Annotated in this window: 18 protein-coding genes; 9 read left to right on the plus strand and 9 right to left on the minus strand. The window is 63.9% G+C overall.

The genetic code is table 11. The annotated features are described in order from the left end of the window. Positions 1 to 121: 121 nt before the first annotated feature. The 5 genes from xsc to tauA all read right to left on the minus strand — a co-directional run bounded on the left by xsc (position 122) and on the right by tauA (position 6,577). Positions 122 to 1,954, minus strand: coding sequence for a sulfoacetaldehyde acetyltransferase (xsc, locus tag PQR42_RS04220; protein WP_408382648.1), 1,833 nt, complete (start codon positions 1,952 to 1,954; stop codon positions 122 to 124). A 153-nt stretch (positions 1,955 to 2,107) separates the two neighbouring features. Beyond that, positions 2,108 to 3,565 (minus strand): phosphonoacetaldehyde dehydrogenase, encoded by a 1,458-nt coding sequence (gene phnY / locus PQR42_RS04225; RefSeq protein ID WP_408382650.1) that lies wholly within the window; start codon positions 3,563 to 3,565, stop codon positions 2,108 to 2,110. A 191-nt stretch (positions 3,566 to 3,756) separates the two neighbouring features. After that, the gene (locus tag PQR42_RS04230; protein ID WP_459252313.1) at positions 3,757 to 4,677 is read right to left on the minus strand and encodes an ABC transporter permease subunit; all 921 of its coding nucleotides are present in this window, start codon (positions 4,675 to 4,677) and stop codon (positions 3,757 to 3,759) included. Then, on the minus strand, positions 4,670 to 5,485 hold the full coding sequence (locus PQR42_RS04235) for a taurine ABC transporter ATP-binding protein (protein WP_408204988.1): 816 nt from the start codon (positions 5,483 to 5,485) through the stop codon (positions 4,670 to 4,672). Before PQR42_RS04235 ends, PQR42_RS04230 begins: the two co-directional genes overlap by 8 nt. 33 nt (positions 5,486 to 5,518) lie before the next feature. Further along, a complete protein-coding gene (gene tauA / locus PQR42_RS04240; RefSeq protein WP_408382652.1) occupies positions 5,519 to 6,577 on the minus strand; it encodes a taurine ABC transporter substrate-binding protein in 1,059 nt (352 codons plus the stop codon). Positions 6,578 to 6,866: 289 nt separating this feature from the next. Here tauA and pdxR point away from each other — a divergent pair, with 289 nt between their 5' ends. Then, positions 6,867 to 8,396, plus strand: coding sequence for a MocR-like pyridoxine biosynthesis transcription factor PdxR (pdxR, locus tag PQR42_RS04245; protein WP_408382654.1), 1,530 nt, complete (start codon positions 6,867 to 6,869; stop codon positions 8,394 to 8,396). Between the two features lie 40 nt (positions 8,397 to 8,436). Here the strand turns inward: pdxR and PQR42_RS04250 are convergent, their stop codons facing one another. Both PQR42_RS04250 and PQR42_RS04255 read right to left on the minus strand, forming a co-directional pair. Beyond that, a complete protein-coding gene (locus PQR42_RS04250; protein WP_408204991.1) occupies positions 8,437 to 9,189 on the minus strand; it encodes an IclR family transcriptional regulator in 753 nt (250 codons plus the stop codon). Between the two features lie 118 nt (positions 9,190 to 9,307). Beyond that, positions 9,308 to 10,144 carry an IclR family transcriptional regulator gene (locus tag PQR42_RS04255; protein WP_408204992.1) on the minus strand — a complete coding sequence of 279 codons (837 nt, stop codon included), beginning with the start codon at positions 10,142 to 10,144 and terminating at the stop codon, positions 9,308 to 9,310. A 205-nt stretch (positions 10,145 to 10,349) separates the two neighbouring features. Between PQR42_RS04255 and PQR42_RS04260 the strand changes: the two genes are divergently transcribed. Then, positions 10,350 to 12,005 (plus strand): GMC family oxidoreductase, encoded by a 1,656-nt coding sequence (locus PQR42_RS04260; RefSeq protein ID WP_408382657.1) that lies wholly within the window; start codon positions 10,350 to 10,352, stop codon positions 12,003 to 12,005. A gap of 178 nt (positions 12,006 to 12,183) precedes the next feature. Then, positions 12,184 to 13,494, plus strand: coding sequence for an MFS transporter (locus tag PQR42_RS04265; protein WP_408382659.1), 1,311 nt, complete (start codon positions 12,184 to 12,186; stop codon positions 13,492 to 13,494). Positions 13,495 to 13,604: 110 nt separating this feature from the next. On the opposite strand, the gene PQR42_RS04270 is transcribed toward PQR42_RS04265, so the two are convergent. Continuing rightward, the gene (locus PQR42_RS04270; RefSeq protein WP_408222415.1) at positions 13,605 to 14,369 is read right to left on the minus strand and encodes an IclR family transcriptional regulator; all 765 of its coding nucleotides are present in this window, start codon (positions 14,367 to 14,369) and stop codon (positions 13,605 to 13,607) included. 204 nt (positions 14,370 to 14,573) lie between these two features. Between PQR42_RS04270 and sauS the strand changes: the two genes are divergently transcribed. The 3 genes from sauS to PQR42_RS04285 all read left to right on the plus strand — a co-directional run bounded on the left by sauS (position 14,574) and on the right by PQR42_RS04285 (position 19,173). Then, complete coding sequence (gene sauS, locus PQR42_RS04275) at positions 14,574 to 16,019, plus strand: acylating sulfoacetaldehyde dehydrogenase (protein ID WP_408382661.1); 1,446 nt, start codon at positions 14,574 to 14,576, stop codon at positions 16,017 to 16,019. Next, on the plus strand, positions 16,016 to 17,671 hold the full coding sequence (locus PQR42_RS04280) for an AMP-binding protein (RefSeq protein WP_408382663.1): 1,656 nt from the start codon (positions 16,016 to 16,018) through the stop codon (positions 17,669 to 17,671). Before sauS ends, PQR42_RS04280 begins: the two co-directional genes overlap by 4 nt. A 119-nt stretch (positions 17,672 to 17,790) precedes the next feature. Beyond that, positions 17,791 to 19,173, plus strand: coding sequence for an MFS transporter (locus tag PQR42_RS04285; RefSeq protein WP_408205000.1), 1,383 nt, complete (start codon positions 17,791 to 17,793; stop codon positions 19,171 to 19,173). Positions 19,174 to 19,234: 61 nt separating this feature from the next. On the opposite strand, the gene PQR42_RS04290 is transcribed toward PQR42_RS04285, so the two are convergent. Next, the gene (locus PQR42_RS04290; protein WP_408205001.1) at positions 19,235 to 20,152 is read right to left on the minus strand and encodes an NAD(P)-dependent oxidoreductase; all 918 of its coding nucleotides are present in this window, start codon (positions 20,150 to 20,152) and stop codon (positions 19,235 to 19,237) included. A 201-nt stretch (positions 20,153 to 20,353) separates the two neighbouring features. Here PQR42_RS04290 and PQR42_RS04295 point away from each other — a divergent pair, with 201 nt between their 5' ends. The 3 genes from PQR42_RS04295 (at position 20,354) to PQR42_RS04305 (ending at position 26,447) form a co-directional block, all read left to right on the plus strand. Beyond that, positions 20,354 to 21,661, plus strand: a complete 1,308-nt coding sequence (locus PQR42_RS04295) for a TolC family protein (protein ID WP_408382665.1) — start codon at positions 20,354 to 20,356, stop codon at positions 21,659 to 21,661. Positions 21,662 to 21,671: 10 nt separating this feature from the next. Continuing rightward, a complete protein-coding gene (locus PQR42_RS04300; RefSeq protein ID WP_408382667.1) occupies positions 21,672 to 23,147 on the plus strand; it encodes an efflux RND transporter periplasmic adaptor subunit in 1,476 nt (491 codons plus the stop codon). Between the two features lie 78 nt (positions 23,148 to 23,225). Next, the gene (locus PQR42_RS04305) at positions 23,226 to 26,447 is read left to right on the plus strand and encodes an efflux RND transporter permease subunit (RefSeq protein ID WP_408493573.1); all 3,222 of its coding nucleotides are present in this window, start codon (positions 23,226 to 23,228) and stop codon (positions 26,445 to 26,447) included. Positions 26,448 to 26,451 lie beyond the last annotated feature (4 nt).

The following is a 26,451-nucleotide window of genomic DNA, read 5'->3' on the forward strand; positions in this document are numbered from 1 at the left end:
GCGAGAGGTGTAACGAAGAAGCCGGAAACAGAGCGTCCACGCGGGCGCGCCCTGTTTCCGGCCAGTCAGCGCGGCGTGCTCCATTCGCCTTGGCATGGAGCCCGCCGCGCGCCCAAAACGCTCAGACGTAATCCTTGTACTTGTCGAGCATGCGCACCGGCTTGGAGAGCGCGTCGCGGCGGAACGGATCGCCCAATTCACGCGTACACATGATCTCGATGATGGTGGTCTTGCCGTGGTTCATCTGCGCGTCGATCGCGCGCTTGAGCGCCGGGCCCACATCTTCGAGACGGTCCACCACGATGCCCTCGGCGCCCATCGCGCGGGCAATGGCCGCGAAGCTCTGGTTGTCGAGTTCGCCCGCCACGAAGCGGCGGTTGTAGAAGTCCACCTGGTTCTTCTTCTCGGCGCCCCACTGACGGTTGTGGAACACCACCGCCGTCACCGGAATGTTGTGGCGCACGCAGGTCATGGTTTCCATCAGGCTCATGCCCCATGCGCCGTCGCCCGCATACGAAACGGCCGGGCGGTGCGGCGCGGCGACCTTGGCGCCGATGATGGTCGGGAACGCGTAGCCGCAATTGCCCCAGCTCATCGCCGCGAAGAAGCTGCGCGGCTTGTTGAAGCGCAGATAGCTGTTTGCCACTGAGTTGATGTTGCCGATGTCGGTCGAAACCATTACGTCTTCCGGCATGGCCTTTTCCAGTTCGCGCAGCACCTGGCGCGGATGCAGATAGGTGCCGCCGCCGGGCGTGCGTTCCTGCTTCTGTTCCTCGATCATGTCGAGGCTGTAGGCGTCGCGTTCGTGCGTCCAATCGTCGAGTTCTTTCTCCCAGGCCGCTTTCTCCGATGCGATCTGACTGCCGCGCTCTTCGCGCGTGGCGTCGCAGGCGATCTTGCGTCCGGCAAGGCGCTCGGTCAGCGCGACGGCTGCGGCTTTCGCGTCGCCGCAGATGCCCACCGAGATCTTTTTCACCAGGCCGAGCATCTTGTGGTCGGCATCGATCTGGATGATCTTGGCATTGGCCGGCCAGTAGTCCATGCCGTGCTGCGGCAGCGTGCCGAACGGTCCGAGGCGCGAGCCGAGCGCGATCACGACGTCGGCGCGCGACAGCAGCTTCATCGCCGCCTTCGAGCCCTGATAGCCGAGCGGGCCGCACCACAGCGGATGATTGGCGGGGAAGGAATCGTTGTGCAGGTAGCTGTTGACCACCGGCGCGTTCAGGCGCTCGGCGAGCGCCTTGCACTCTTCGATCGCATCGGCCATCACCACGCCGCCGCCGGAAATGATCACCGGGAATTTGGCTTGCGCGAGCAGTTCGGCCGCTTCGTTCAGGCTTTGCTCACCGCCCGCGCCGCGATCGAGACGCTGCGGCTGAGGGATTTCCACCTTGACCTGACCGTAGAAGTAATCGCGCGGGATGTTGAGCTGCGTCGGTCCCATTTCCGCCATCGCGCGGTCGAAGCAGCGGCCCGTGAACTCCGCCATGCGCGCCGGGTGAGTGACGTGGCCTTGATACTTGGTGAACTCCTGAAACATGGGCAGTTGTTTGGCTTCCTGGAAGCCGCCCAGACCGATGCCCATGGTGCCGGCCTCCGGCGTGACGATCACGACCGGGCTGTGCGCCCAGTAAGCCGCCGCAATGGCGGTGACGCAGTTGCTGATGCCCGGGCCGTTCTGGCCGATCACCACGCCGTGACGTCCCGAGACGCGCGAGTAGCCGTCGGCCATGTGGCCGGCGCCTTGCTCGTGCACCACCGGAATCAGGCGGATGCCGGCGGGCGCGAAGATGTCCATGGCGTCCATGAAGGCGGAGCCCATGATGCCGAACATATCGGTCACGCCGTTGGCCGCCAGGGTTTCGACAAACGCTTCCGACGGCGTCATGGCCTGCGGGCCGCTGGCACGGTTGTCGGCGGTAGCGTCACGCGGGGAAGGATTCTGCTCGCTCATGGGGTGTCTCCAGCTCTTTGAGATAAGTGGAACAAAAAATACCGAAAAATGCTTGGTGTCTGAAATGTAGGCCAGCGATTTCCGTCAGTCAACCAAAATTCAAATAAACGGAACGTTTTGTATCAAAAATTTGTTTCGTTGTGAGGCAGACGTTCACTGCCACGGCAACGAGTACGTCTTCACGTTGGTAAAGCTCTTGATCGCTTCCTGAACGCCTTCCTTGTAGCCGAGCCCCGAATCCTTGATGCCGCCGAACGGCGTCAGTTCGAGCCGGTAGCCCGGCACCTCGCGCACGTTCACGCTGCCCACCTCCAGCTCCGCGATAAAGCGCGTGATGTAGTCGAGCCGGTTCGTGCAGACGGAAGAGGACAGGCCGTAATCGGTGGAATTGGAAATACGGATCGCGTCGTCGATATCGCGGAAACGGATGACCGGCGAAACCGGCCCGAAGGTCTCATAGCGGACGAGCGGCATGTCCGGCGTGACGTGATCGACCACGGTAGGCGAATAGAGCGCGCCGCGGCGCACGTTGCCGACCAGCAGCTTCGCGCCGCGGCTCACGGCATCGTTGACTTGCGCTTCGAAGAACTTCGCGGCGTCCTCGTCGATCACGGTGCCCATGTCGGTGGCGGGGTCGTCCGGGTCGCCGTAGCGTATCGCGCGGGTCTTCTCCACCAGCAATTCGACGAAGCGGTCCGCCACCGCTTCATGCACGAGCATCCGCTTGATGGCGGTGCAGCGCTGCCCCGAGTTTTTGTACGAGCCCGAAACGGCCAGCGTGCTCGCTTCGTCGAGGTCCGCGTCTTCCATCACGATGATCGGATCGTTGCCGCCCAGTTCCAGAACCGCTCGCCGGTAACCCATCTTGTTCGCGATGGTTTTGCCGATGGCGACCCCGCCCGTGAACGTAATCAGGTCGACGTGCCGATTCGTGATGAGTTCGTCGGCGATGTCTTTCGGGTCGCCCGTCACCACCTGGAGCATTTGTTGAGGCAGGCCGGCGCTGTAAAGAATCTCCGCGAGGAGACACGTGGACAGCGGCACCTTTTCCGACGGCTTGACGACGATACGGTTATTGGTGGCTATGGACGGCACGATCTTGTGCGCCACCTGGTTCATCGGATGATTGAACGGCGTGATCGCGCAGATCACGCCGAGCAGCGGCTCGCGCTGCGTGTAAACGCGGCGCTGTTTGCCGTGCGGCGTCAGATCGCAGGAGAAGATCTGGCCGTCGTCCTTCAGCGCTTCATTGGCGCCGAAGATCAATACGTCGCTGACGCGGCCGGCTTCGTAGAGCGAGTCCTTTTTGCAGAGCCCCGATTCCGCTGTAATCAGGTCGGCGATTTCACCGGTCCGTTCGCGCACGATATCCGCCGCGCGCCGCAAAATCTGCGCGCGCTCATAGCGTGTGAGCCGGGCGCGATAGGCGTGCGCATACTCGAACGCGTGGCGCACGTCGTCGACCGTGGCTTTCGGAACGGTGCCGACCCGCTCGCACGTATAAGGGTTGAATACCTCGATGACTTCGGCGCGCGTGACCCTTTCACCGCCGATGCGCATGGCCTCGTGCCGCCCCTCAAAAGACAGCTTCGGTTCAACGATGGCGTTCACGCGGCCCCCTGACTGGATTGACGATCGTGGAAGGTAAATGTCTTACCGATGAGGTTGATATTGCCGTTGGGCCCGCCAACGGGGTAGAGCCAGCTTGGGGGAGTCGCTGAGTCCAGCGCCGTGTCACTACGTGGCGCAAAAAAGAAAGGGCCCGAAGAAGGGCCCTTGTCAGCGAAGTACGGCGACGCGTGTCAGACCTTGCCTTTCCACGGCACCAGCACGCGCTCGATATAACGCATCAGCAAATCGAAGCAGAGCGCAAAGAAGCCAATCACGATGATCCCCATGATCACCACGTCGCTCGCGAGGAATTCCGCTGCGTTGAGCACCATGAAGCCGAGGCCGCTGGTCGAGGCAACCATTTCGGCGGCCACCAGCGTGGTCCAGCCCACGCCGATGCCGATTCGCATGCCGGTAAAGATCTCCGGCATCGCCGACTTCAGGATCACGTACAGCACCACTTGCGTGCGCGAGGCACCCATCGAATAGGCGGCGTGAATCTGTTCGATCGACACCGACCGCACGCCCGCACGCGCCGCAATGGCGAGCGGCGCGAAGATCGCCAGGTAGATCAGCAGCACCTTCGAGAATTCGCCGATGCCGAACCAGATGATGATGAGCGGCAAATAGGCGAGCGGCGGCAACGGCCGGTAGAACTCGATCGGCGGATCGAATGCGCCGCGCGCGAAGCGCGACACGCCCATCATCACGCCGACGGGTATCGCCGTGAGACAGGCGAGCGCGAAAGCGCCGAACACCCGCAGCAAGCTGATGCCGGTGTGCTGGGCGAGCGTCGAATTGGCAAAGCCTTCCGTCGCGACATAGATGAACTTCGCGTAGACGGCCTGTGGCGATGGCAGGAACAGCGGCTTGATCCAGTGCAGATTGGTCGCCGCGAACCAGAGTGCGATGAACGCGGCGACGGTGATCAGGCTGGTGGCGACACTGCTGCCTTGCCCCGGCACGCCGAACGTGTCGCCGGGCCGGGCGGGTTTCTTCGCGAGCATACGAGGTCCGCGCCCGGGTCGGCGGGGCGGGCGGACCGGCGTGTTCGTCTCCATGGGCGCGGCCTCGCCGTGCAACACGGCATGAGCGGATTTAGAACTAAACATGAGCGACTCCGGCCTCGGCGCCGTGCAACTTCTCGTCGCCGTAGATGATGTTGAGAACTTGCTCGCGCATCGCGATGAAATCGGGACTCGATTTGATCGCTCGTGCGTCGCGCGTTTCGAGAAAACGGCGGTTGAAGTCCAGTTCGTAGGTATGCGTGATACGGCCAGGACGCGGTGACATCACGATCAACCGGCTCGCGAGGAACAGCGCTTCCTCCACGCTGTGGGTGATGAAGAAGAACATCTTGTTGGTCTTCTTCCAGACGTCGAGCAGCAGCTCCTGAATGGTTTCCCGGGTGAGCGCGTCGAGCGCGGCCATCGGCTCGTCCATCAGCAGCATCGCCGGATCGCAGGTGAGCGCGCGGGCAATGCCGACGCGCTGCTGCATGCCGCCGGAGAGCTGATAGATCATGTGCTTGTGGAAATCCTGCAAGCCGACCAGCGCGAGATTGCGCACGGCGATTTCGCGCCGCTGCGCGCGCGGCACGCCTTGCAGCTTGAGGCCGAATTCCGCGTTGTCGATTACGTTGAGCCACGGCAGGAGCGCATGCTTCTGAAACACCACGCCACGGTCCGCGCCCGGCCCCGCAATGGGTTCGCCACCGAGCAGCAACTCGCCGCGGCTCGGCGCGATGAAACCGGCCATCAGCGATAACAGCGTGGTCTTGCCGCAGCCGGACGCACCCAGCGCGACCACGAAGTCACCCGAGCGGATGGTCAGGTTGATATCGTCGAGCGCCTGCACGGTCTGGCCGGGGCGTTGCCCCGGAAACACCACGCTCACGTTCCTGACAGTCATGTTTTCCATGTTGCCTCCCGATCCAAAAGGATCACGGTTACGTCATTTGAGTTTCGCGGCGGCTTCGGCATAAGCCGGCGTCACGAATTTCGAGTAGTCGGGCAAGACGGCGCCGATCTGCTTCTGGCTCTTCAGGAACTCCGAGGTGTCCTTCAGCGCGAGCGCGGCGCGGCTCGTCGTACCGCCGCCCAGCCATTGCGCGGAGGCCTGCTCGGCAAGCGTGGGGAATGCGTAGAGCGACAGCGACGCCGGTACGTCCGCCGGCGAACCGCCGATCATCTTCGCGATGGCCGCGGCTTGCGGCGACGTCGCATTCCATTGCGACGGATTGCCGCGGTATTGCTGGTCGGCGTCGGCGATGGCCTTGACGAGTTTCGCCATGAAGTCCTTGTGATCCTCGCCCCATTTGCGATCGACCGCAATGCCGTCGAAGGTCGGCTTGCCGAGCTTCGAGAGGTCGCCGGAGGTGATCAGCACCTTGCCGCTCTTCTTCAGCTCGGCGAGCGCGGGATCCCACACGTAGGCGGCGTCGATGTCGCCGCGCGACCAGGCCGCGACGATCTGATTGGGCTGCATGTTGAGAATCTTCAGGTCAGACGGATTGATGCCCCAGTGCTGCAGCGCGAACATGGTGTGATAGTGGGTCGTCGACACGAACGGCACGCCGATGGTCTTGCCCTTCAGATCCGCCGGCTTCGTGATGCCGGAGCCGTTGCGCACCACCATCGCTTCGGCCTGGTTGATGTTGTCGAGAATCCAGAAGAGTTGCAGATCGAGACCCTGGCTCACGGCGGCGGCGAGCGGGCTTGAACCGATCACGCCCACCTTGACGTCGCCGGAGGCGAGCGCGGTCGCGACTTTCGCGCCGGACTCGAACTGTCGCCAGTTGATCTTGTAGCCGGTGGCCTTTTCGATCGACCCGTTCGCGATGCCGACCACCCACGGATCGACGATCTGCTGATAGGCGATCGTGATTTCCTTGTCTTCGGCGTGGCCGGGCGTCGCCACGAGGCTCGCCGTGGCGGCGAAAACCAGCGACAGGACGCAGCGCGCCGTCCATTGGAACCAGGGCCGTAATGTCGAGTTTTTATGGCGTTTCATAATAGGTCTCACAATAGGTTTGAACAGCGGGTCTGAACAGCGCCTGTCTATGGAGCATGGAAGTCGTGTGGCCACGACGGGTGCTTGTCCCAATCGCCTTGGACGGGGTGAGTCGAGTATCGTCAGTAAAAAATAGAGCAAGTTAGTGCCAGACGGTGCCGATCGTTGAGTCCACATCGGCGCGCCGAACCGATCTGGCCGGCCCGCGCCCGTCTCCGCCACGGCGGCAGGGGCTGTCACGCGCAGCATCGTCGCGACTGGCGCGGCTCTTTCACTTTCAGGAGGAAGCATGTCTAGCCGTACAGCGACGGCCCTTTGGACGCAGCGTTTTCAGCGTCCGAGCGACTCGAACATGAGCCTGCAGGGGCAGATCCGCCAGATGCTGGTGGCCGCGATTCTGGACGGCCAACTGCCGCCGCAGACCGCGTTGCCGTCCAGCCGGGAATTGGCCGATCAATTGAGCGTCGCGAGAAATACGGTGGTGCTGGCGTACCAGCAACTCGTGGAGGAGGGCTATCTGATTTCGCGCGAGCGCAGCGGGCACTTCGTCAATCCGGCGATGCTGGAGGGACGCCACGGCTTCAAGGCGCCGGCGCAGACGGTGCCCGGCAGCGAGCAGGAGCAGGCGCCCGCGCGGCCCGATTGGGCCCAGCGTGTGCAACGGCCACCGTCCGCGCAGCGCAATATCGTCAAGCCGGGCAACTGGCAGGACTACGAATATCCCTTTATCTATGGGCAATTCGACCAGTCGCTGTTTCCGACCAACGACTGGCGCGAATGCTGTATGAAGGCGCTGTCGGTGATGGAGATTCGCAACTGGGCGCCCGATCTGATCGGCCGCGACGACGACACGTTGATCCAGCAGATCCGCACGCGCGTGCTGCCGCGGCGCGGCGTGTTCGCGATGCCGGATGAGATCGTCATCACGATCGGCTGCCAGCAGGCGTTATATCTGGTCGCCGATCTGCTCGCGCGCCAGCGCACCACGGTGGGTTTCGAGAACCCCGGCTATCCGGACGCGCGCAATATCTTCGAGAACCGCAATGCGCAACTGGTGCCGCTGCCGGTCGATGAAGGCGGCGTGCGCCCCGTCGAGGACGCGCATTTGTTCGCCCAGTGCGACTACGTCTACGTGACGCCGAGCCATCAATGCCCGACCACGGCTACGATGCCGATCGAACGCCGGCATGCGTTGCTCGAACTCGCGCAGAAGCACGACTTCGTGCTGATCGAAGACGACTACGAAAGCGAAAACAACTTCTCGGGCCTGCCGCATCCGGCGCTCAAGAGTCTGGACAAGGCCGACCGCGTGATCTACATCGGCAGTCTCTCGAAGACGTTCGCGCCCGGCTTGCGGCTCGGGTATATCGTCGGTCCGCGCGAACTGGTCCACGAATTGCGCGCGCTGCGTCGGCTCATGGTGCGGCACCCGGCGGCGTACATTCAGCGTGCGTTCGCGACGTTTCTCGCGCTCGGCCATCACGATGCGTTATTGCGCCGGCTGGCCCACGCCTACCGCGAACGTGCGCTGGCGCTGATGGCGGCGCTCGATACGCACATGCCCGAAGCGCGTCACATCCCGATTACAGGCGGGGCGTCATGCTGGGTCGAAGGCCCGCCCTGGCTCGACGCCGTGCGTCTTGCCGACGACGCCGAACAGCACGGCATTCTGATCGAACTGGGCGGCGTGTTCTTCATGGATGGACTGGAGCAGAAGAACTGCTTCCGCATGGGATTCTCGGCGATCAAGCTCGACAAGATCGACGCCGGCGTACGCCTGTTGGCCGAACTTGTGCGCAAGCAGAAGCCCGCGCTGTGAACGCGCCTGTCGCCAAACACGAGCAAAAAGTGAGCTTGCGTCAGAAGGTTGCCGCGAGTTCCCTGGCGGCTTCCTGAAGACGCGGCACGAATTCGAGCGCGCGCGAGAGCGGCGCGCGCGAAACCGGCGCATGCACGGCGATCGCCGCGATACAGGTGCCGTTCTCATCGACCACGGGCGCCGCCACGCACACGATGCCGGCCAGAAACTCCTCGTTATCGATCGCAATGCGCTTGTGCGCGGTCCGGTCGAGTTCCGCCTCGAGCAGCTCCGGATCGGTGATCGTGTTCTGCGTGAAGCGTTCGAGTTTCAGCGCGCGCACGAGCGCCGAGCGCTGTTCACGCGGCAGCATGGACAGCAGCAGTTTGCCGCTTGCGCTGCAATACGCGGGGACGTGCGAACCGGGTTTGAGATCGAGGCGCAACGGCCACGGCGCTTCCATGCGATCGAGGTACAGCACCTCGGTTTCATGCAGCATGGTGAGATTGCAGGTCTCGCCGAGATCGGCCACCAGACGCGCGAGGATCGCATGACGCAGGCGTCGTGCGCCGGAATGCATCACGACGCCTAACGCGAGTTGCGCGAGCCGCGGCCCGATCACATACGCGTTCTTCTGGCCGGGTTCGCGGATCACGAGCCCGCCCGCCTCCAGCGAAGCCAGCATGCGATGCAGCGACGCCTTGGGCAGCGCGACGTCCTGCGCGATATCGGCAAGCGACACCGGGCCGTCCGCGTTGACGAGGTGTTCGAGCAACGCAAACGCGCGCAGCGTCGGAGTATCCGCTTTGGTCATGCCTGCCGTTCCGGAAAATGGATCGGCGTCATTGTACAACTCGGCTTCAGGCCGCCCGGCCTTGGCGCTGCGGGCTGGGGACTCTGCCGTGTCTAACGGATCGCTCATGGGAAAGGCCTCAGCGCTCATGGTACGGATGCTCCGTCGAAGGGCCGGCGGATAACAGCGGAACCAGCTTCAGCGCCGCGTCCTTGAGTTTCGGCACGGCCTTCAGCAGGTCGTTCAGACTCGCGCGCGCGGTCGGCGCGTGAATCGCCAGCGCGGCCAGCACGTGCCCGTCAGCGGCATCGCGCACCGGCACCGCGACCGCCACCATGCCGCGCACCAGCTCCTCGTTGTCGATGCCGATGCCGCGCACGGCGAGCCGGTCGAGTTCCGCTTCGAGCAGACTCAGTTCCGTCAGCGTGCCTTGCGTCCTGCGCTCCAGCGTCAGCCGCGCGAGCACGGGGCGGCGCTCGGCCGGCGGCATCTGCGACAGGAACAGCTTGCCGCTTGCGGTGCAGTGCAGCGGCACGCGCGTGCCGGGCTGCAAATGCAGGCGCAGCGGTTCGGTGGTCTCCACGCGCTCCAGATACAGGACGGTGTCGCGATCCAGCGCGGTGAGATTGCAGGTTTCGCCGAGCGTATCCACCAGCGAGCGCAGCAGCGAGCGGCAGGCTCGCCCGAACGTGTTATTCGACAGCGTAGTGAGCGCGAGCTGCGCCGCTTTTGGGCCCAGCGTGATGCCGCGGTCCGTGCCGCGCGAATCGGGCAGATGCGTCACATAGCCCTGCGCTTCGAGCGATTCGATCAGCCGCATCAGCGTCGCTTTGGGAATGTGCAGGCGCAGCGAGAGTTGCGAAAGCGAAAACGGCTGTCCGGCGGCCGCGAGCTGTTCGAGCACGGCCAAGGCGCGCAGCGCCCGTGAGTCCTCGGCGAGAGGTTCACCGCGTGGGGACGAGCAGAGTGCTTGCATACGCTTCCTTGCTGTCGATCAGTGGCTGTCCAGCGTCCGCGTACGTTGCGCGGGCCGGCCGGTCATTTCTAAAAGTGAAACAAAAAACGCTGTTTCTGTTTCAGATCAGCCGATAGTAGCGGGAATTTCTTGAACAGGAAACGGGCTGAACATAAATTTCAACGAAACATACCGTTTTTTATAAAACATGCAGGAGACAGGTCACATGGCAGACCGATTCGACTTTGTCGTCGTCGGCGCGGGATCCGCGGGTTGCGTGCTGGCGAACCGGCTTTCCGAAGGCGGCCGCTACTCGGTGTGTCTACTCGAAGCCGGCCCCGCCGATCGCTTCATGTGGATTCATATCCCCATCGGTTATGGCAAGACCATGTTTCACCCGGTCTACAACTGGGGCTTCTATACCGATCCCGATCCGAACATGCACAATCGCCGGCTCTATTGGCCGCGCGGCCGCACGCTGGGCGGCAGCAGTTCGATCAACGGTCTGATCTATGTGCGCGGACAGAAGGACGATTACGACCACTGGGCGCGGCTCGGCAATCGCGGCTGGAGCTGGCAAGACTGCCTGCCGTATTTCAAAAGGCTGGAACACAACGAACTGGGCGAAGGGCCGACGCGCGGTGTCGAGGGACCGCTGTGGGCCTCGACCATCAAGCAGCGGCATGAACTGGTCGACGCGTTTATCGCCGCCTCGAATTCGCTAGGCGTGGCAAGCATCGACGACTTCAACACGGGCGATCAGGAGGGCGTCGGCTACTATCAGTTGACCACTCGCCGCGGGTTCCGCTGCTCGACGGCCGTTGCTTATCTGAAGCCCGCGCGGCACCGCCAGAACCTGCATGTGGAAACCGACGCGATGGCCTCGAAGATTCTGTTCGAAGGCACTCGCGCCTGCGGCGTGCAGTATCGGCAGCACGGCGAGTTGCGGGAAGTGCGCGCCAATCGCGAAGTGATCCTGACCGCCGGGGCGCTGCAGTCTCCGCAACTGCTGCAACTGTCCGGCGTGGGACCGGCCGCGTTGCTGCGCGAGTTCGGCATTCCCGTGGTGGCCAATCGCGCGGGCGTCGGCGAGAATTTGCAGGACCATCTGCAAATCCGTCTGATCTATGAAGTGACGAAGCCGATCACGACCAACGATCAACTGCGTTCCTGGACCGGGCGCGCGAAGATGGGCCTGCAATGGGCGCTGATGCGCAGCGGTCCGCTCGCGGTCGGCATCAACCAGGGCGGCATGTTCTGCCGGGCGTTGCCTGAAGAATCGGCGACACCGGATATCCAGTTCCATTTCTCGACGCTGTCGGCGGACTCCGCAGGCGGCAACGTGCACGACTTTCCTGGCTGCACTTACTCGATCTGCCAGTTGCGCCCCGAATCGCGCGGCGTGGTGCGCATTCGCAGCGCCGATCCGCGTGAGGCGCCGTCCATTCAGCCCAACTATCTGGACACGGATCTGGACCGGCGCACGACCCTCGCCGGCGTACGTTTCGCGCGCCGCGTCGCGGCTGCGCAACCTATGGCCGGCCTGATGAAGCGTGAGGTGCGGCCAGGCGCGGACGCGCAGACCGACGACGAACTGCTCGATTTCTGCCGGGAGTACGGACAGACAATTTTCCATCCATCGGGTACAGCAAAGATGGGAGCGGCAGGCGATCCGCTCGCGGTGGTCGACGAGCGTCTGCGCGTGTACGGCACGCAGGGGCTGCGCGTGGTCGACTGCTCGATCATGCCGACGCTCGTGTCGGGCAATACCAACGTGCCAATCGTGATGGTGGCTGAAAAAGCGTCGGACATGATTCTGCACGACGCGAGCGGTGTCGATCGAGGCGTGGCGACGACGCCCGCGGCGAAAGTGGCCGCGTAGCGTAGTTGATGCAAAACAACGGCGAGCAATATCCGCCGCAATACGCAGTCGCGGGACGGCCAGCGAATGGACGCCTCGGAGGCTGCACATAAACCGCCCCGGAGGAGACAACTGGGGTTATCGGCCGGGCACGCGTGTCGATACGCGCGGCATGGCCGTCCATTGAGGAGCTGCTGCTATGGCAATCGATCCCCGCGCTATCCGGCGCGTTGCGTTCGCCAGTGTGATCGGCGCAACCGTCGAATGGTATGACTTTTTTCTTTACGGCGTGGTCGCCGGTATCGTCTTCAACAAGCTCTATTTCCCCGCCAGCGATCCGCTCGTGTCGACGCTGCTCGCTTATTCGACCTTTGCGGTGGGCTTCGTGACGCGGCCTCTGGGCGGCGTGATATTCGGCCACTTCGGCGATCGTATCGGCCGCAAGTCGGCGCTAATCCTGACGCTCATCATCATGGGGATTTCGACGGCAGGCGTCGCGTTCGTTCCGACCTATGCGCAGATCGGCATCTGGGCGCCGATCCTGCTGCTGTCGCTGCGCGTGTTGCAGGGGATCGGGCTCGGCGGTGAATGGGGCGGCGCGGTGTTGATGGCGTATGAATATGCCCCGCCTGAAAAGCGCGGCTTGTATGCGAGCCTGCCGCAGATTGGTCTTTCCATTGGCCTATGCCTTGCATCCGGGATGGTTGCGAGCCTGTCGCGCTTGCTGCCCGAAACGGCTTTTCTGTCGTGGGGCTGGCGGATCGCGTTCGGCGCATCGCTCGGCCTGGTTCTGATCGGCCTCTACATTCGCGCCAAGGTGATGGAGACGCCCGAATTCCTCACGCTCAAACGCAATCGGCGCGAAGCGAAGATTCCGTTCGTCGACATGATCACGCGCTACCGCGGCGCCGTGATGCTCGGCATGGGCGCGCGTTATATCGATGGCGTGTTCTTCAACATCTTCGCCGTGTTTTCGATCGGCTACCTCACGCAACATGTCTCGATGAGCCGCACCGACGCCTTGCTAGGCGTGATGATCGCGGCCGGCGTGATGTGCTTTTTCATCCCGCTGTTCGGCAGCATGTCCGACAAGCTCGGCCGCGCGCGGGTTTATTTCTGGGGCTCGCTGATTTGCGGCGTGTCGGTGTTTCCGGCTTTCTGGCTCTTTGAAATGCAGCCGGCCAACGCGCTGTTGATCTGGGCGGCCATCGTGGTGCCATTCGGCATTTTCTACGCAATGGTGTACGGTCCCGAAGCTGCATTGTTTGCCGAACTGTTCGACGCCGAAGTGCGCTATACGGGTATCTCGTTCGTGTATCAGTTCTCGGGTATCTTCGCGAGCGGGCTCACGCCGATCATTGCGACGATCCTGATGCGGCTGAACGGCGGCAAACCGTGGACGGTGTGCGCGTACGTGCTGTTCTCGGCTTTGATATCGGCGCTATCGGTGCGTGCGATCGAAAAGAAGCGGGCGGGGACGTTCGATGCGGTTGTGCATGCGCGGTCGTGATTCTGCACTTCGCTTTGGATCGCAGAAGCGCGGCGCGCTGCGTGGTGCGGTGCGCCACTCGTTAAAGCGGGTTACTCGCCGCAGCTACGTTGGCGCGGCCTCGCGTCGCGTCATTCCCGAAACGTCTTCGCAGTCTCTTCCGCCGCGTGGCGCAAGTCGGGCACAAACGCGAGCAAATCGTCGAGCGTGACTCTGCCCACCGGCGCCTGCACGGCAATCGCCGCGCAGGCGCGATTGCGATCCAGCATGACAGGCACCGCAATCGCGATCAGCCCTTGCAGATGTTCCTGGTTGTTGATCGCGAGAAGCCGCCGCCGCGTGGTGCTTAGTTCCTTGCGCAACGCGTCGCGATCGGTGATGGTCCGTTCCGAATAGCCGCGCAGCGGCAGCGTCTCGATCACACGCTCGCGTCGGTCCTTCGGCAGAAAGCTCAGTAGCAGCTTGCCGCTCGCCGAGCAATGCAGCGGCACATGCGAACCCGGCTGCAAATGCATGCGCAGCGGCCATTCGGTTTCGACACGATCCACGTAGACGATATCGTTGCCTGACAGCATGGTCAGATTGCAGGTCTCGCCGATTTTCGCCACCAGTTGTTCGAGCAGCACGTGGCGCGCGGCGGCCGGTCCCGCATGCATCAGCACATTGACCGCGAGCATGCGCACACGTGGCGAACATTCGTAAAGACGATCGCCCGCGCCACGCGTGACGAGCCACGCGTCCATCAATTGCACGAGGATCCGGTGGACGGTCTGCTTGGGCAGTCCGAGCGCATTGACGAGTTCTGTCATCGAAAGCGGGCCGCCCGCTTCGGCAAGCGTTTCGAGAACGCGAAACGCGCGCACTGCAGCTGCATTCGACTGGTTTGACGTCGACATCCCACTCCCTCGCCAGCGTATTCACAGCGTTGATTTTGCATCGACTTCATTGCTTTTCGGGACTATGGAAAGTACCGAAATTTGCGTTTTCCGATGCTGGCGAACGCACCGCAATGGATAGCTCGAAAAACGGGACTTCGCTTACGGCGCGGCTGGCTAGATTGATAGCACTGCAATCGATCTATTCACACGGAGCGAATCCCTATGAACGTCAGGGCCACAGGAGCCGAAATCGCGGGCCACCATGCGGACGGCGAAACCGAACGCGTCGTTGCATCGCTCGTCGCGAGGGCGCGCGCGGCGCAGCGCGCTTTCGAAAATGCAGGACAACCAGCGCTCGACACCGCCGCCGACGCCGCCGCGTGGGCCATCATGCAGCCGGAGCGCAACCGGCAACTGGCGGAACGCGCCGTGCACGATACGGGTCTCGGCAACGCCGACGACAAGTTCCGCAAGAACTATCGCAAAACGCTCGGCCTGCTACGCGACCTGCACGGACAGAAGACCACCGGCGTGATCGCGGAAGACAGGGCGAGCGGCATCGTCGAGATCGCTCGCGCGGTCGGCGTGGTGGCGGCGATCACGCCGTCGACGAATCCGGCGGCGACGCCCGCCAACAAGATCATCAACGCGCTCAAATGCGGCAATGCAGTAATCGTCGCGCCGTCCCCCAAAGGTTACTCGTCTTGCGCGCTGTTGATCGAATTCATTCACGCGCAATTCGCCAAGGCCGGTATCGACCCGGACCTCGTGCAGATGCTGCCCGCGCCGATCAGCAAGGCGGCGACCGCCGCGCTGATGCGGCAGTGCGATCTGGTCGTGGCCACCGGCTCGCAGGCGAACGTGCGTATGGCGTATGCGAGCGGCACCCCCGCATTCGGCGTGGGCGCGGGTAATGTCGCTTCGATTGTCACCGCATCCGCCGATCTGCATGATGCGGCGCGCAAGATCCTGCGCTCGAAAACCTTCGACAACGCGACGAGCTGCTCGTCCGAAAACAGCGTCGTGATCGAAGACGCCGTCTATCAGCCGATGCTGACCGAACTGGCCGCTTGCGGCGGCGTACTGCTCGACGCCGATCAGAAGGCCCGCTTGCAAGCGGTGATGTGGGTCAACGGCAAACTGTCCGAACAGTGCACCGCGAAGTCCGCCGAGGTGATCGCGCGCGTGGCGGGTCTGGATGAGATCGCCGCGCGTCATCCCGCTTTCCTGATGGTGGAAGAGAGCGGCGCGGGCAGCGACTATCCGTTTTCCGGCGAGAAACTCGCGCCGGTCCTCGCCGTGTATCGCTCCGCCGATTTCGATGCCGCAGCCGAGGTAGTACGCGGCATCTACGCATACATGGGCGCGGGCCATTCGGTCGGGCTGCATTCGAGCGATGCCGCGCAAGCGATCCAGCTTGGCGTCACGTTGCCCGTCGCGCGCGTGATCGTGAATCAGGCACATTGCCTCGCCACCGGTGGCAACTTCGATAACGGCCTGCCGTTTTCGCTGTCGATGGGCTGTGGCACGTGGGGCCGCAACAACTTCTCGGGCAATCTGGGCTTCCGCCACTATCTGAACACCACGCGGGTCGCCTATCCGATCGAAGAGCGCGTGCCGGAAACGGACGAACTGCTCGGCGATTTCTTCGCGAGGTACGGCCGATGAACACGCCCGCCACCCTTCGCGCGCTGATCGACGAGCGCGCCGCGCAGCATCCGGACAAGCCCTTCCTGCTGGCCGCACTCGACGACGATGAAGCAACGGTCCCTGATCGGCGCGCGACCGTGTTGACGTTTCGCGAGTTGCGCGACGACTGCCGCGTGCTGGAGACACGCTTCAAAGATGCCGGCCTGCGGCCGGGCGATGTCATTTCCGTGTTCATGGGCAACGGGATTCAGACGGCCCGTCTGTTGCTCGCCGCCATGTACAGCGGGCTGGTCGCCAATCCGCTCAATCTTTTATGTCAGCCGTCGCAGGTGCGCTATATCGTCGACCATTCCGATACGCGGATGATCTTCGCCGCGCGTGACACCCAGGCTGTGATCGGCACGGCCGTCGCCGATCTGCGCGCCGCCGGCCTGACGCGCGAGATCGCGTTGATCCAGACCGAACCGGCCGATGCCGAACCGCCTTCGCTCGCCAAGCGTGAACCTGCTTTAGTCGAAGCCACGGCACATGGCGCGAGCGTTGCCGCGGCGCCAGCGCTCGCGAAGCGCGGCGGCGCGCCGCTGCAGACGGCAGACGCCGCAACGGCGCACGAGCCCGCAGCGGACGACGTCGCGTTGCTGATGTACACCTCGGGCACGACAGGCACGCCCAAAGGCGTTCTCCTGACGCATCGCAATCTAATGGCGAACGCACGCAACATCAGTGCCGAGCACCGGCTGACGTCGGACGATCGCGTGCTCGCGTCGTTGCCGCTCTATCACATCAACGGCCTTGTCGTGACACTGCTTGCGCCGTTATTCCACAGCGGCTCGGCGGTCATGACATCGCGCTTCTCGGCCCGCACGTTCTGGCGCGACGTCGCGCTTCACGCCTGCACGTGGATCAACGTGGTGCCGACGATCGTCGCCTATCTGCTCAATGCCGACGAAGCCTGCACCTACGATCTGTCGGCGCTGAAGTTTTGCCGCAGCGCATCGGCCGCATTGCCCGCCGATCATCATCGCGCGTTCGAGGCGCGTTTCGGGATCGGCGTGATCGAAACCATGGGCATGACGGAAACCGCCGCGCCGGTTTTCAGCAATCCGTATGAAACGGACCGGCGGCGCGTCGGCAGCATCGGTCTGCCTTCGGGCGGCGAGGCCCGCGTGATCGACCGTGAAGGGCGTGAGTGCGCCGCCAACGAATGCGGCGAACTGGTGTTGCGCGGCGAGCAGGTGATGGGCGGCTATTACAAGCGGCCCGAAGAGACAGCCGCGGCCTTTACGCCGGACGGCTGGCTGCGCACCGGCGACCTCGGTTATCGCGATGAGGACGGCTACTTCTACATCAACGGCCGCGCGAAGGAACTGATCATCAAGGGCGGCGAGAACATTGCGCCGCGCGAAATCGACGAAGCGTTGTTGCGTCATCCCGGTGTGCTCGATGCCGCCGCGGTCGGCGTGCCCGATCCGGCATACGGCCAGGAGATCGTCGCGTTCGTGGTGCCGCGCACGAGCGACGGACGCAGCGCGCCCGACCCGGCGGATCTGCGCGAGCACTGCGTGCGCGAACTCGGACGCTACAAGACGCCGAAGGAGTTTCGTTTCGTCGATGAACTGCCGCGCGGACCTTCCGGCAAGGTGCAGCGGCTCAAGCTTGTGCCCACCTGACGCGGCGGCGCCCGCGAGCGGGCAGGGCGCGGGTGGAGACACGTCAGCAGTCGCAGTCCAGTAAATCGGGCGGTCGCTTGGGACCGTCATCGATACACATAAAAGAGACAGGAGACAGCATGGAAACGCGTATCCGGCGTGTCAAGACACGCCATATCATCCTGGCGGTCATGTGCCTGATGTACTTCATCTCGTACATCGATCGCGTGAACATTGCCGTGGCCGGCCCGTTGATTCGTCACGAGATGGGCCTCACGACCGTTCAGCTCGGCCTGGTGTTCTCGGCCTTCGCTTATCCGTATGCGGCGATGCAGATTATCGGCGGCTGGCTCGCCGACAAGTACGGGCCGAAACTGGTGCTCACAGTGTTGTCGCTGATCTGGGGCGTGGCCACGCTCGCCACCGGTTTTGCGGGCAGCGTCACCATGCTGGTCGTGATGCGCTTCGCGCTCGGCGTCGGCGAAGGCGGCGCGTTTCCTACCGCGACGCGCGCCTTCACCTACTGGATGCCGGTGGCTGAGCGCGGCTTCGCGCAAGGCATCACGCACAGTTTCGCGCGTCTGGGCGGCGCGATCACGCCGCCGCTCGTGCTGGCCGTGGTGGCCACCGGCGGCTGGCGCGACGCGTTCATCCTGCTGGGCATCGCGAGCCTCGCGTGGACCGTGCTCTACCTCTTCGTGTTCACCAATTCGCCGGAACAGAACCGCCGCATCACGCCCGAGGAAACCGCGGAAATCGGCTACCGCGCCGGCGACTGCGACCGCGCCAAACATGCGGCCACGCCGTGGCGCAAACTGGTGCGCCGCATGTGGCTCGTCACGTTCGTCGACTTCTGCTATGGCTGGTTGCTGTGGGTCTATCTGACCTGGTTGCCGTCCTATCTGCGCGAGTCGCGCGGATTCGATCTCAAGCAACTGGCGCTCTTCACCGCGCTGCCGCTGCTCGCGGGCGTGGTCGGCGACACGCTCGGCGGCGTCGTGTCGGACAAGCTCTTCAAGATCACGGGCCGCTTGCGCTTCGCGCGCTGCGCGGTGCTGGTGGTGGGCATGGGCGGCTCGCTCGTGTTTCTGCTGCCGATGGTGTCCGCCACCGATCCGCTCACGGCTGTGTGGTTCCTGTCGGCTTCGTTCTTCTTCCTCGAAATCACCAACCCTGTGCTGTGGACGTTGCCACTCGATATTGCCGGCAAGTATGCGGGCACGGCCGGCGGCATGATGAACACAGGCTTTGGCGTGGCGGGGATGGTGTCGCCGGTGGTGTTCGGCTATCTGATCGAGAAGACCGGCAGCTACAACGTGCCGTTCAATATCTCCGCCGGGCTGCTCGCGGTCGGTATCGTCGCGGCGCTCTTCATCGACACCAGCAAGACTGTCGAGGCCGATGAAGAGCGCGAGCGCGCCGCCGGCGTGGAAATGGGCGGCATGCCGTCTTTCCTGCACGCGGGGGCGGCGGTGCGGCTGGAGCGCCATCACTTGCGCCGGCCGTTGCGGTGGCGCAAGTGAAGCGAGTGACCTGAGCGATGCAAGTCACGCAAGGCGGGCGCCTAGGCAGCGCCCGCCGCTGTTATTTCGCCGCCTTGAGCGCCCGCAAGCGCCAGATCAGGCTCGACGTGTCGAACCGATTGCCGCCGAGCGCCTGCACGTCCGCATAGAACTGGTCGACGAGCGCCGTCACCGGCAACGACGCGCCATTGCGCTTCGCTTCGTCGAGACAGAAGCCGAGGTCCTTGCGCATCCAGTCGACGGCAAAGCCGTAATCGAACTTGCCGTCGATCATGGTCTTGCCGCGATTGTCCATCTGCCAGCTGGCCGCCGCGCCCTTGCCGATCACTTCCAGCACCAGCGGCATGTCGAGGCCCGCGAGCTGGCCGAAGTTGATCGCCTCTGAGAGTCCCTGCACCATGCCGGCGATGCAGATCTGGTTGACCATCTTCGCCAGTTGCCCGGCGCCGACGGTCCCGATCAGCGTGACGGCCGCCGCGTAATGCGCGAGGACCGGTGACGCCTGCTGGAAGACGGCGGGCTCGCCGCCGCACATGATCGTCAGCTTGCCGTTCTGCGCGCCGGACTGGCCGCCCGACACGGGCGCGTCGATGAAATGCAGACTCTTCTGGCCAGCAATTTCCGCCAGCTCGCGCGCGACGTTCGCCGACGCCGTCGTGTGATCGACGAACGCGGTATGGGGCGCCATGCCGGCAAACGCGCCGTCGTCGCCGAGCGTGATGCTGCGCAGATCGTCGTCGTTGCCGACGCACGCGAGGATCAGGTCGGCGCCGTTTGCCGCTTCACGCGGCGTGCTCGCGGCGCGGCCGCCGTACTCGGATACCCATTGTTGCGCCTTCGACGCCGTGCGGTTGTACACGGTCACGTCGAGGCCTGCTTTCGCGAGATGGCCGGCCATGGGATAGCCCATCACGCCAAGGCCGAGAAAGGCGACGCGGCGAACGGTGGCGGTGGAGGGCTGCGCGGTTGGATGATTCATTGGGGCTCCGTGGGGTGGGCTGGGTTTGGGGTGGGGCAATCATTATGACAAGGCTGGCGTTTTTTAGCCGTGACGCCCCGTTGTACCGCCCCTACCATCCGCGCTGATTGCCGAAGATGACAAAAATCTCATTTTTCCGCCATGTTGGCACTCCGGCAGGGCCGTAGCATCGGTCGCACCTCGTCAACACATCACGCCTCCATGCTCACCCGCAACCTTGCTGCCGTACTTGCGATCGCTGCGGTGAATCCGGCGTTTGCGCAAGCCGATGCGCCTCTTGCGCAAGACGATAGAACGTTGCCGTCGAGCGCACAGCCTGCGCCGTCCGCCGCCTCCGCGTTGCCGCTCGACGAGGCGCTCGGCATCGCCGCCGAGAACAACCCGCTGCTGCGCGGCGCGCGCGCCGACGCCGATGCATCGCGCGGCACGTTCATGCAGGCGGGCGCCCGGCCCAATCCGCAGATCTCGCTGCTGCAGGAAGGGTTCGGCCGCACGGAGCGCACGTCGACGGCGCTCGTCAATCAGACCGTCGAACTCGGCGGCAAGCGTCAGGCGCGGCTGGACGTCGCCTCGTATGGACGCGAAGTGGCGCTCGCGTCGCTCGATGCACGCGGCGCGGCTCTGCGCTCGGACGTCATCGCCGCGTTTTACGGAATGCTCGCGGCGCAGCGCCAGTTGCAGGTCGCGGGTGAATCGGCCGACATCGCGGCGAGATCCGCGGAGCTGGCGGAGAAACGCGCGCGCGCGGGCAAAGTGTCGCCGGTCGAGGCGACCAAAGCACGGGTCGCCGCCACCGGTGTTCAGATCGAGCAGGGCAATGCGGCCTCGCGGTTGACCGTTGCCGCGGAAAAACTCGCCAACGTGACGGGCAGTCCGCTCGTGCGAGGCCGCCCTGTGACCGGCGATATCGAAAGCGTGCCGGCGATCGAGCCGCTTACCGAACTGTTGCCTCAACTGATCGACGCGCCGCTTGCGCGCGCCGCGAAGGCCGAGACGCTTCGGAGCAACGCCGCCATTGCCGTCGAGCGCGCGAAGCGCATTCCCGATATCACGTTCAGCGCAGGCATGAAGCGGGTCGTGACCGGTGGGGTGCCGGACAACCAGGCGGTGATCGGTGTCTCCATTCCGCTTCCGCTGTTCGACAACAACAAGGGTGCTCTGCTCGAATCGGTTCACAAAGCCGAGAAGGCAAGCGCCGACTTCGACAGCGAAAAGGCGCGCCTGCAACTGGAGTTGACTCAGGCGTACGCCAATTACGAGCGATCGAGCCTCGAGGCGCGGCGCCTGAAAACCGATGTCCTGCCGGCCGCGCGCGAGGCGCTCGACGCGATGTCGCGCGGTTACGAGCTCGGCAAGTTCGGCTTCCTCGATGTCCTGGATGCGCAGCGCACGCTGTTTCAGGTCCAGTCGCAATACGTACAGGCATTGACCGATGCGCACCTGGCTTACGCCGAAATCGGCCGGCTTGTCGGTGTCCCGCTTCGCAACAGCGCGCCCCGTCTACCTTGAAGGATTTTTCATGCTGCGCAGAAAACTCATCGTCGCCACTGTGGTAGCCCTCAGCGGCGTGAGTGTCGCGCTCGCCGTATTCGCGTTGACGCGAGTGTCGTCGAATGCTGGAGGTGCTTCGGGCGCCGTCGAAACATCGGCCCGCGCGCCAGCTTCGCCCGGCCAGCATGGCGGCACCGTGTTCGGAGACGGCGCGCTTGCCGTCGAAGTCGTCCTGTCCGAGAAGCCGGGAGACGCGCGGCTCGTCGTCTATCCTTTCGTCGACGGCAAACCCGCGGACAAGGACCTGGCCGTGTCGGGTTCCATGACGCGCTACGACGGTTCGATGCAGCCATTGCGATTCGCATCGGCAGGCCAGAAGCTGACGTCCGCCGAACCGATCGCGAAGCCCCACGTCTTCGACGCATTCATTCATCTCAAGTGGCGCGGACAATCCGCATCGTTCGTGTTTTCACGGGCCGATGGCGCAATTGCGCTCAGCGCGGCGCAAATCGAGGCGGCGCAGATTCGCCTCGACCGTGTCGGTCCCGCGCAGATTCTCACGACATTCCAGCTTCCCGGTGAGATCAAATTCAATGAGGATCGTACGGCCCACGTCGTGCCGCGCGTGGCAGGCATCGTCGAGCGAGTCAATGTATCGATCGGCGAAAAAGTCGCGAAAGGGCAAGTGCTGGCGGTCATCGCCAGCACCGATCTTGCCGATCGACGAAGTGAACTGCTGAGCGCGGAGCGCCGGCTCGCCGCCGCGCGAACGTCGTACGAGCGCGAAAAGACGCTCTGGCAGGAGCGCATCTCGGCCGAGCAGGACTATCTCCAGGCGCAGGTGCAGTTGCGCGAAGCCGAGATCGCCACGCAGAACGCCCGCGCGAAGCTGGCCGCGCTGAATGCTCCGCCATCGGCCGGCGCCTTGAACCGTTACGAATTGCGCGCGCCGTTTGCCGGGACGCTGGTCGAGAAGCACGCGACGCCCGGTGAGTCGATCGCGGCGGACGCCAAGGTGTTCGTTCTCTCGGACCTCTCGTCGGTGTGGGCCGAGATGGCGGTGCCGGCGCAGCGCCTGAACGACGTGCGTGTCGGCCGCGAAGCCACGGTCAGCGCCACCGCGTTCGACTCGAGGTCGAGCGGTCCGATTGCCTACGTCGGCGCGCTGCTCGGCGAGCAAACCCGCACCGCGCCGGCGCGCGTGGTGCTGCCGAATCCCGACGGCGCATGGCGGCCGGGCATGTTCGTCAACGTCTCGGTGGACGCCGGCAAACAAAGCGTGCCGCTCGCGGTGGCGAGCGACGCGTTGCAGGAGATCGACGGTGCGTCCGCCGTCTTCGTGCAGTCGCCCAAAGGCTTTGTCGCCCAAAGCGTCGAGACGGGACGCCGTGACGACAAGATCGTCGAAGTGGTGAAAGGACTTCGGCCGGGACAAAAGTATGCCGCGGCGAACAGTTTCGTCCTGAAGGCCGAACTCGGGAAAGGCAGTGCCGAGGAACATTGACGCCCCGACGCCATGACCTGCCATGACCGGCCTTAAGCAGACCGCTTTCCCGAGCCTCGGTTTCCAAGGATCCTCCGCATGTTTGAAAGACTGATTCGCTTCGCCATCGCGCACCGCTGGCTGGTCATGCTGGCCATTGCCGCGGTCGCGGGATGGGGCGTGTACAGCTATCAGAAGCTGCCCATCGACGCGGTGCCCGACATCACCAACGTTCAGGTGCAAATCAACACCTCGGCGCCGGGCTATTCGCCGCTCGAAGCCGAGCAACGCATCACGTATCCGGTGGAGACCGCGATGGCCGGTCTGCCCAATCTGGCGCAGACGCGCTCCATCTCCCGCTACGGCCTCTCTCAGGTCACGGTGATCTTCAAGGACGGCACCGACATCTATTTCGCGCGTCAGCTCGTCAACGAACGGATTCAGGAAGCCAAGGACAAACTGCCGCCCGGCGCGACGCCGGCGATGGGGCCGACGTCGACGGGCCTCGGCGAGATCTACCTGTGGACGGTGGAAGCCGACGCGTCAGCCGTCAAGCCGGACGGAACCCGCTACACGCCCGTGGATTTGCGCGAGCTTCAGGACTGGGTCGTCAAGCCGCAGCTTCGCAATGTGCCGGGCGTCACCGAGGTGAATTCCATCGGCGGCTTCGTGAAGGAGTTCCGGGTCGCGCCGAATCCCGCCAAGCTCATGTCCTACGGCTTGACGCTCGCGGACGTAGTGCGCGCTATCGACCGTAACAATGCCAATGTCGGCGCGGGCTACATCGAAAAACGCGGCGAGCAGTATCTCGTGCGGGTGCCCGGCCAGGCCCGCTCGGTCGAAGATATCGCCAATGTCGTGCTTACCAACGTGGGCGGCGTGCCGGTTCGCATCAAAGACGTCGGACAGGTGGACATAGGCCGTGAATTGCGCACGGGAGCCGCGACGTCGAACGGCGAAGAGGTCGTGCTCGGCACCGTGTTCATGCTGATCGGAGAGAACAGCCGCACCGTCGCCAAGGCGGTCTCCGTCAAGATGGAGGACGTCAACCGCACATTGCCGCCAGGCGTGCGCACGATTCCCGTTTATGACCGCACCGTGCTGGTTGAAAAAGCCGTGCAGACAGTGAAGAAGAACCTGCTCGAAGGAGCGGTGCTCGTGATCGTCGTGCTGTTTCTCTTTCTCGGCAACATGCGCGCGGCGCTGATCACGGCGCTCGTCATTCCGCTGTCGATGCTGATGACCTTCACCGGCATGGTCAATGCGAAGGTGAGCGCCAACCTCATGAGTCTGGGCGCACTCGACTTCGGGATCATCGTCGACGGCGCGGTCGTGATCGTCGAAAACTGTGTGAGGCGCCTTGCTCACGCGCAGACGCTCGCCGGCCGGCCGTTGACCCGCGAGGAGCGTTTCGCCGAGGTCTTTGGCGCGTCGCAGGAAGCGCGGCGCGCCCTGATATTCGGGCAACTGATCATCATGGTGGTCTATCTGCCGATTTTCGCGCTCACCGGCGTGGAGGCGAAAATGTTTCACCCGATGGCGGTCACGGTCGTGATGGCGCTGGCTGCCGCAATGGTGTTGACGGTCACCTTCATCCCCGCCGCGGTGGCGCTGTTTATCGGCAAGCGCGTCGAGGAAAAGGAAAACCGCTTGATGGGTTGGGCGAGGCGAGCCTATGAACCGCTGCTCACCGCTTTCATGACGCGCCCGAAACGCGTGTTCGCCGGCGCGGCCCTGATCGTCACACTGAGTATCGGTCTGGCGGCGCGGCTCGGCAGCGAGTTCGTCCCGAGTCTGAACGAGGGCGACCTGGCGGTGGCCGCATTGCGCATTCCGGGTACGAGTCTGTCCCAGTCGGTCAGTATGCAAAAGTCTATTGAGAAAACGTTGAAGCAACGGTTTCCGGAAATCGAGCGTGTGTTTGCCCGCACGGGGACGGCGGAGATCGCCGCGGATCCGATGCCGCCCAATCTGTCCGACGGCTACATCATGCTCAAGCCGACGGACAAGTGGCCGGACCCGAACAAGTCGCGCGACAAACTCGTCGAGGAAATCGAAGCGGTGCTCGCGGAACTGCCGGGCAATAGCTACCAGTTCTCTCAGCCGATTCAACTGCGCTTCAACGAGTTGATTTCCGGCGTACGCAGCGACGTGGCGGTGAAACTCTTCGGCGACGACATGGCAGTGCTCAGCGGCACGGGCGAGAAGATCGCGGCGGCATTGCAGAAAGTGCCGGGCGCTTCGGAAGTGAAGATGGAACAAACCAGCGGCTTGCCGGTTCTCACCATCAACGTGGACCGGGACAAGCTGGCGCGCTACGGCGTCACAATGGGTGACATTCAGGACACGGTCGCGGCCGCGGTCGGCGGGCAGAAAAGCGGCACGCTGTTTCAGGGCGACCGGCGTTTCGATATCGTCGTGCGCTTGCCGGACGAACTTCGCTCGGATATCGAAGCGATCAAGCGCCTGCCAATTGCACTGCCGTTTCCCGCGCCGGTGAGCGGCAGCGTGCCGCTTGCGCAGGCGCCTTTTGTGCCGCTCGCCGAGCTGGCCACGGTCGACGTCGCTCCCGGTCCCAACCAGATCAGCCGCGAAGACGGCAAGCGGCGCGTCGTGGTGAGCGCGAATGTGCGCGGACGCGATGTCGGCTCTTTCGTGGCCGACGCGCGCGAGCAGATCCGTCAGGACGTTCAGGTGCCCCCGGGTTACTGGTTGTCGTGGGGCGGACAGTTCGAGCAGTTGCAAAGCGCGAGCGAGCGCCTGAAGCTGGTCGTGCCGCTTTCGCTCTTCATGGTGTTTGTCCTGCTGTTCATCATGTTTAATAATGCTAAGGATGGCTTGCTGGTGTTCACGGGCATTCCGTTCGCGTTGAGCGGCGGCGTGCTGTCGCTGTGGTTGAGGGATATTCCGCTTTCCATTACCGCGGCGGTCGGCTTCATTGCGCTGTCGGGTGTCGCGGTGCTGAACGGGCTCGTCATGATTTCCTTCATCAGAAATCTGCGCGAGGACGGCATGGAACTGGACGCGGCTGTCCGTGAGGGCGCCCTGACGCGGCTGCGGCCCGTCCTGATGACGGCGCTCGTCGCGTCGCTCGGTTTTTTGCCGATGGCATTCGCCACCGGCACGGGCTCGGAAGTGCAGCGGCCGCTGGCAACGGTGGTCATTGGTGGCATCCTGTCGTCCACGGCGCTGACGTTGCTGGTTTTGCCCGTGCTGTACCGGGCCGCTCATTCGTCTTCATGGCGCGCTGCTGCATTGAGCCGGCTGGCGAAAACTTCGCCCGGCCAGTTACTGCGCCGGTTCGGCATTTTTTCGAGGTAGTGTG

The sequence above is a fragment of the Paraburkholderia sediminicola genome, assembly GCF_046027355.1.
Taxonomy (GTDB): Bacteria; Pseudomonadota; Gammaproteobacteria; order Burkholderiales; family Burkholderiaceae; genus Paraburkholderia; species Paraburkholderia sediminicola_B.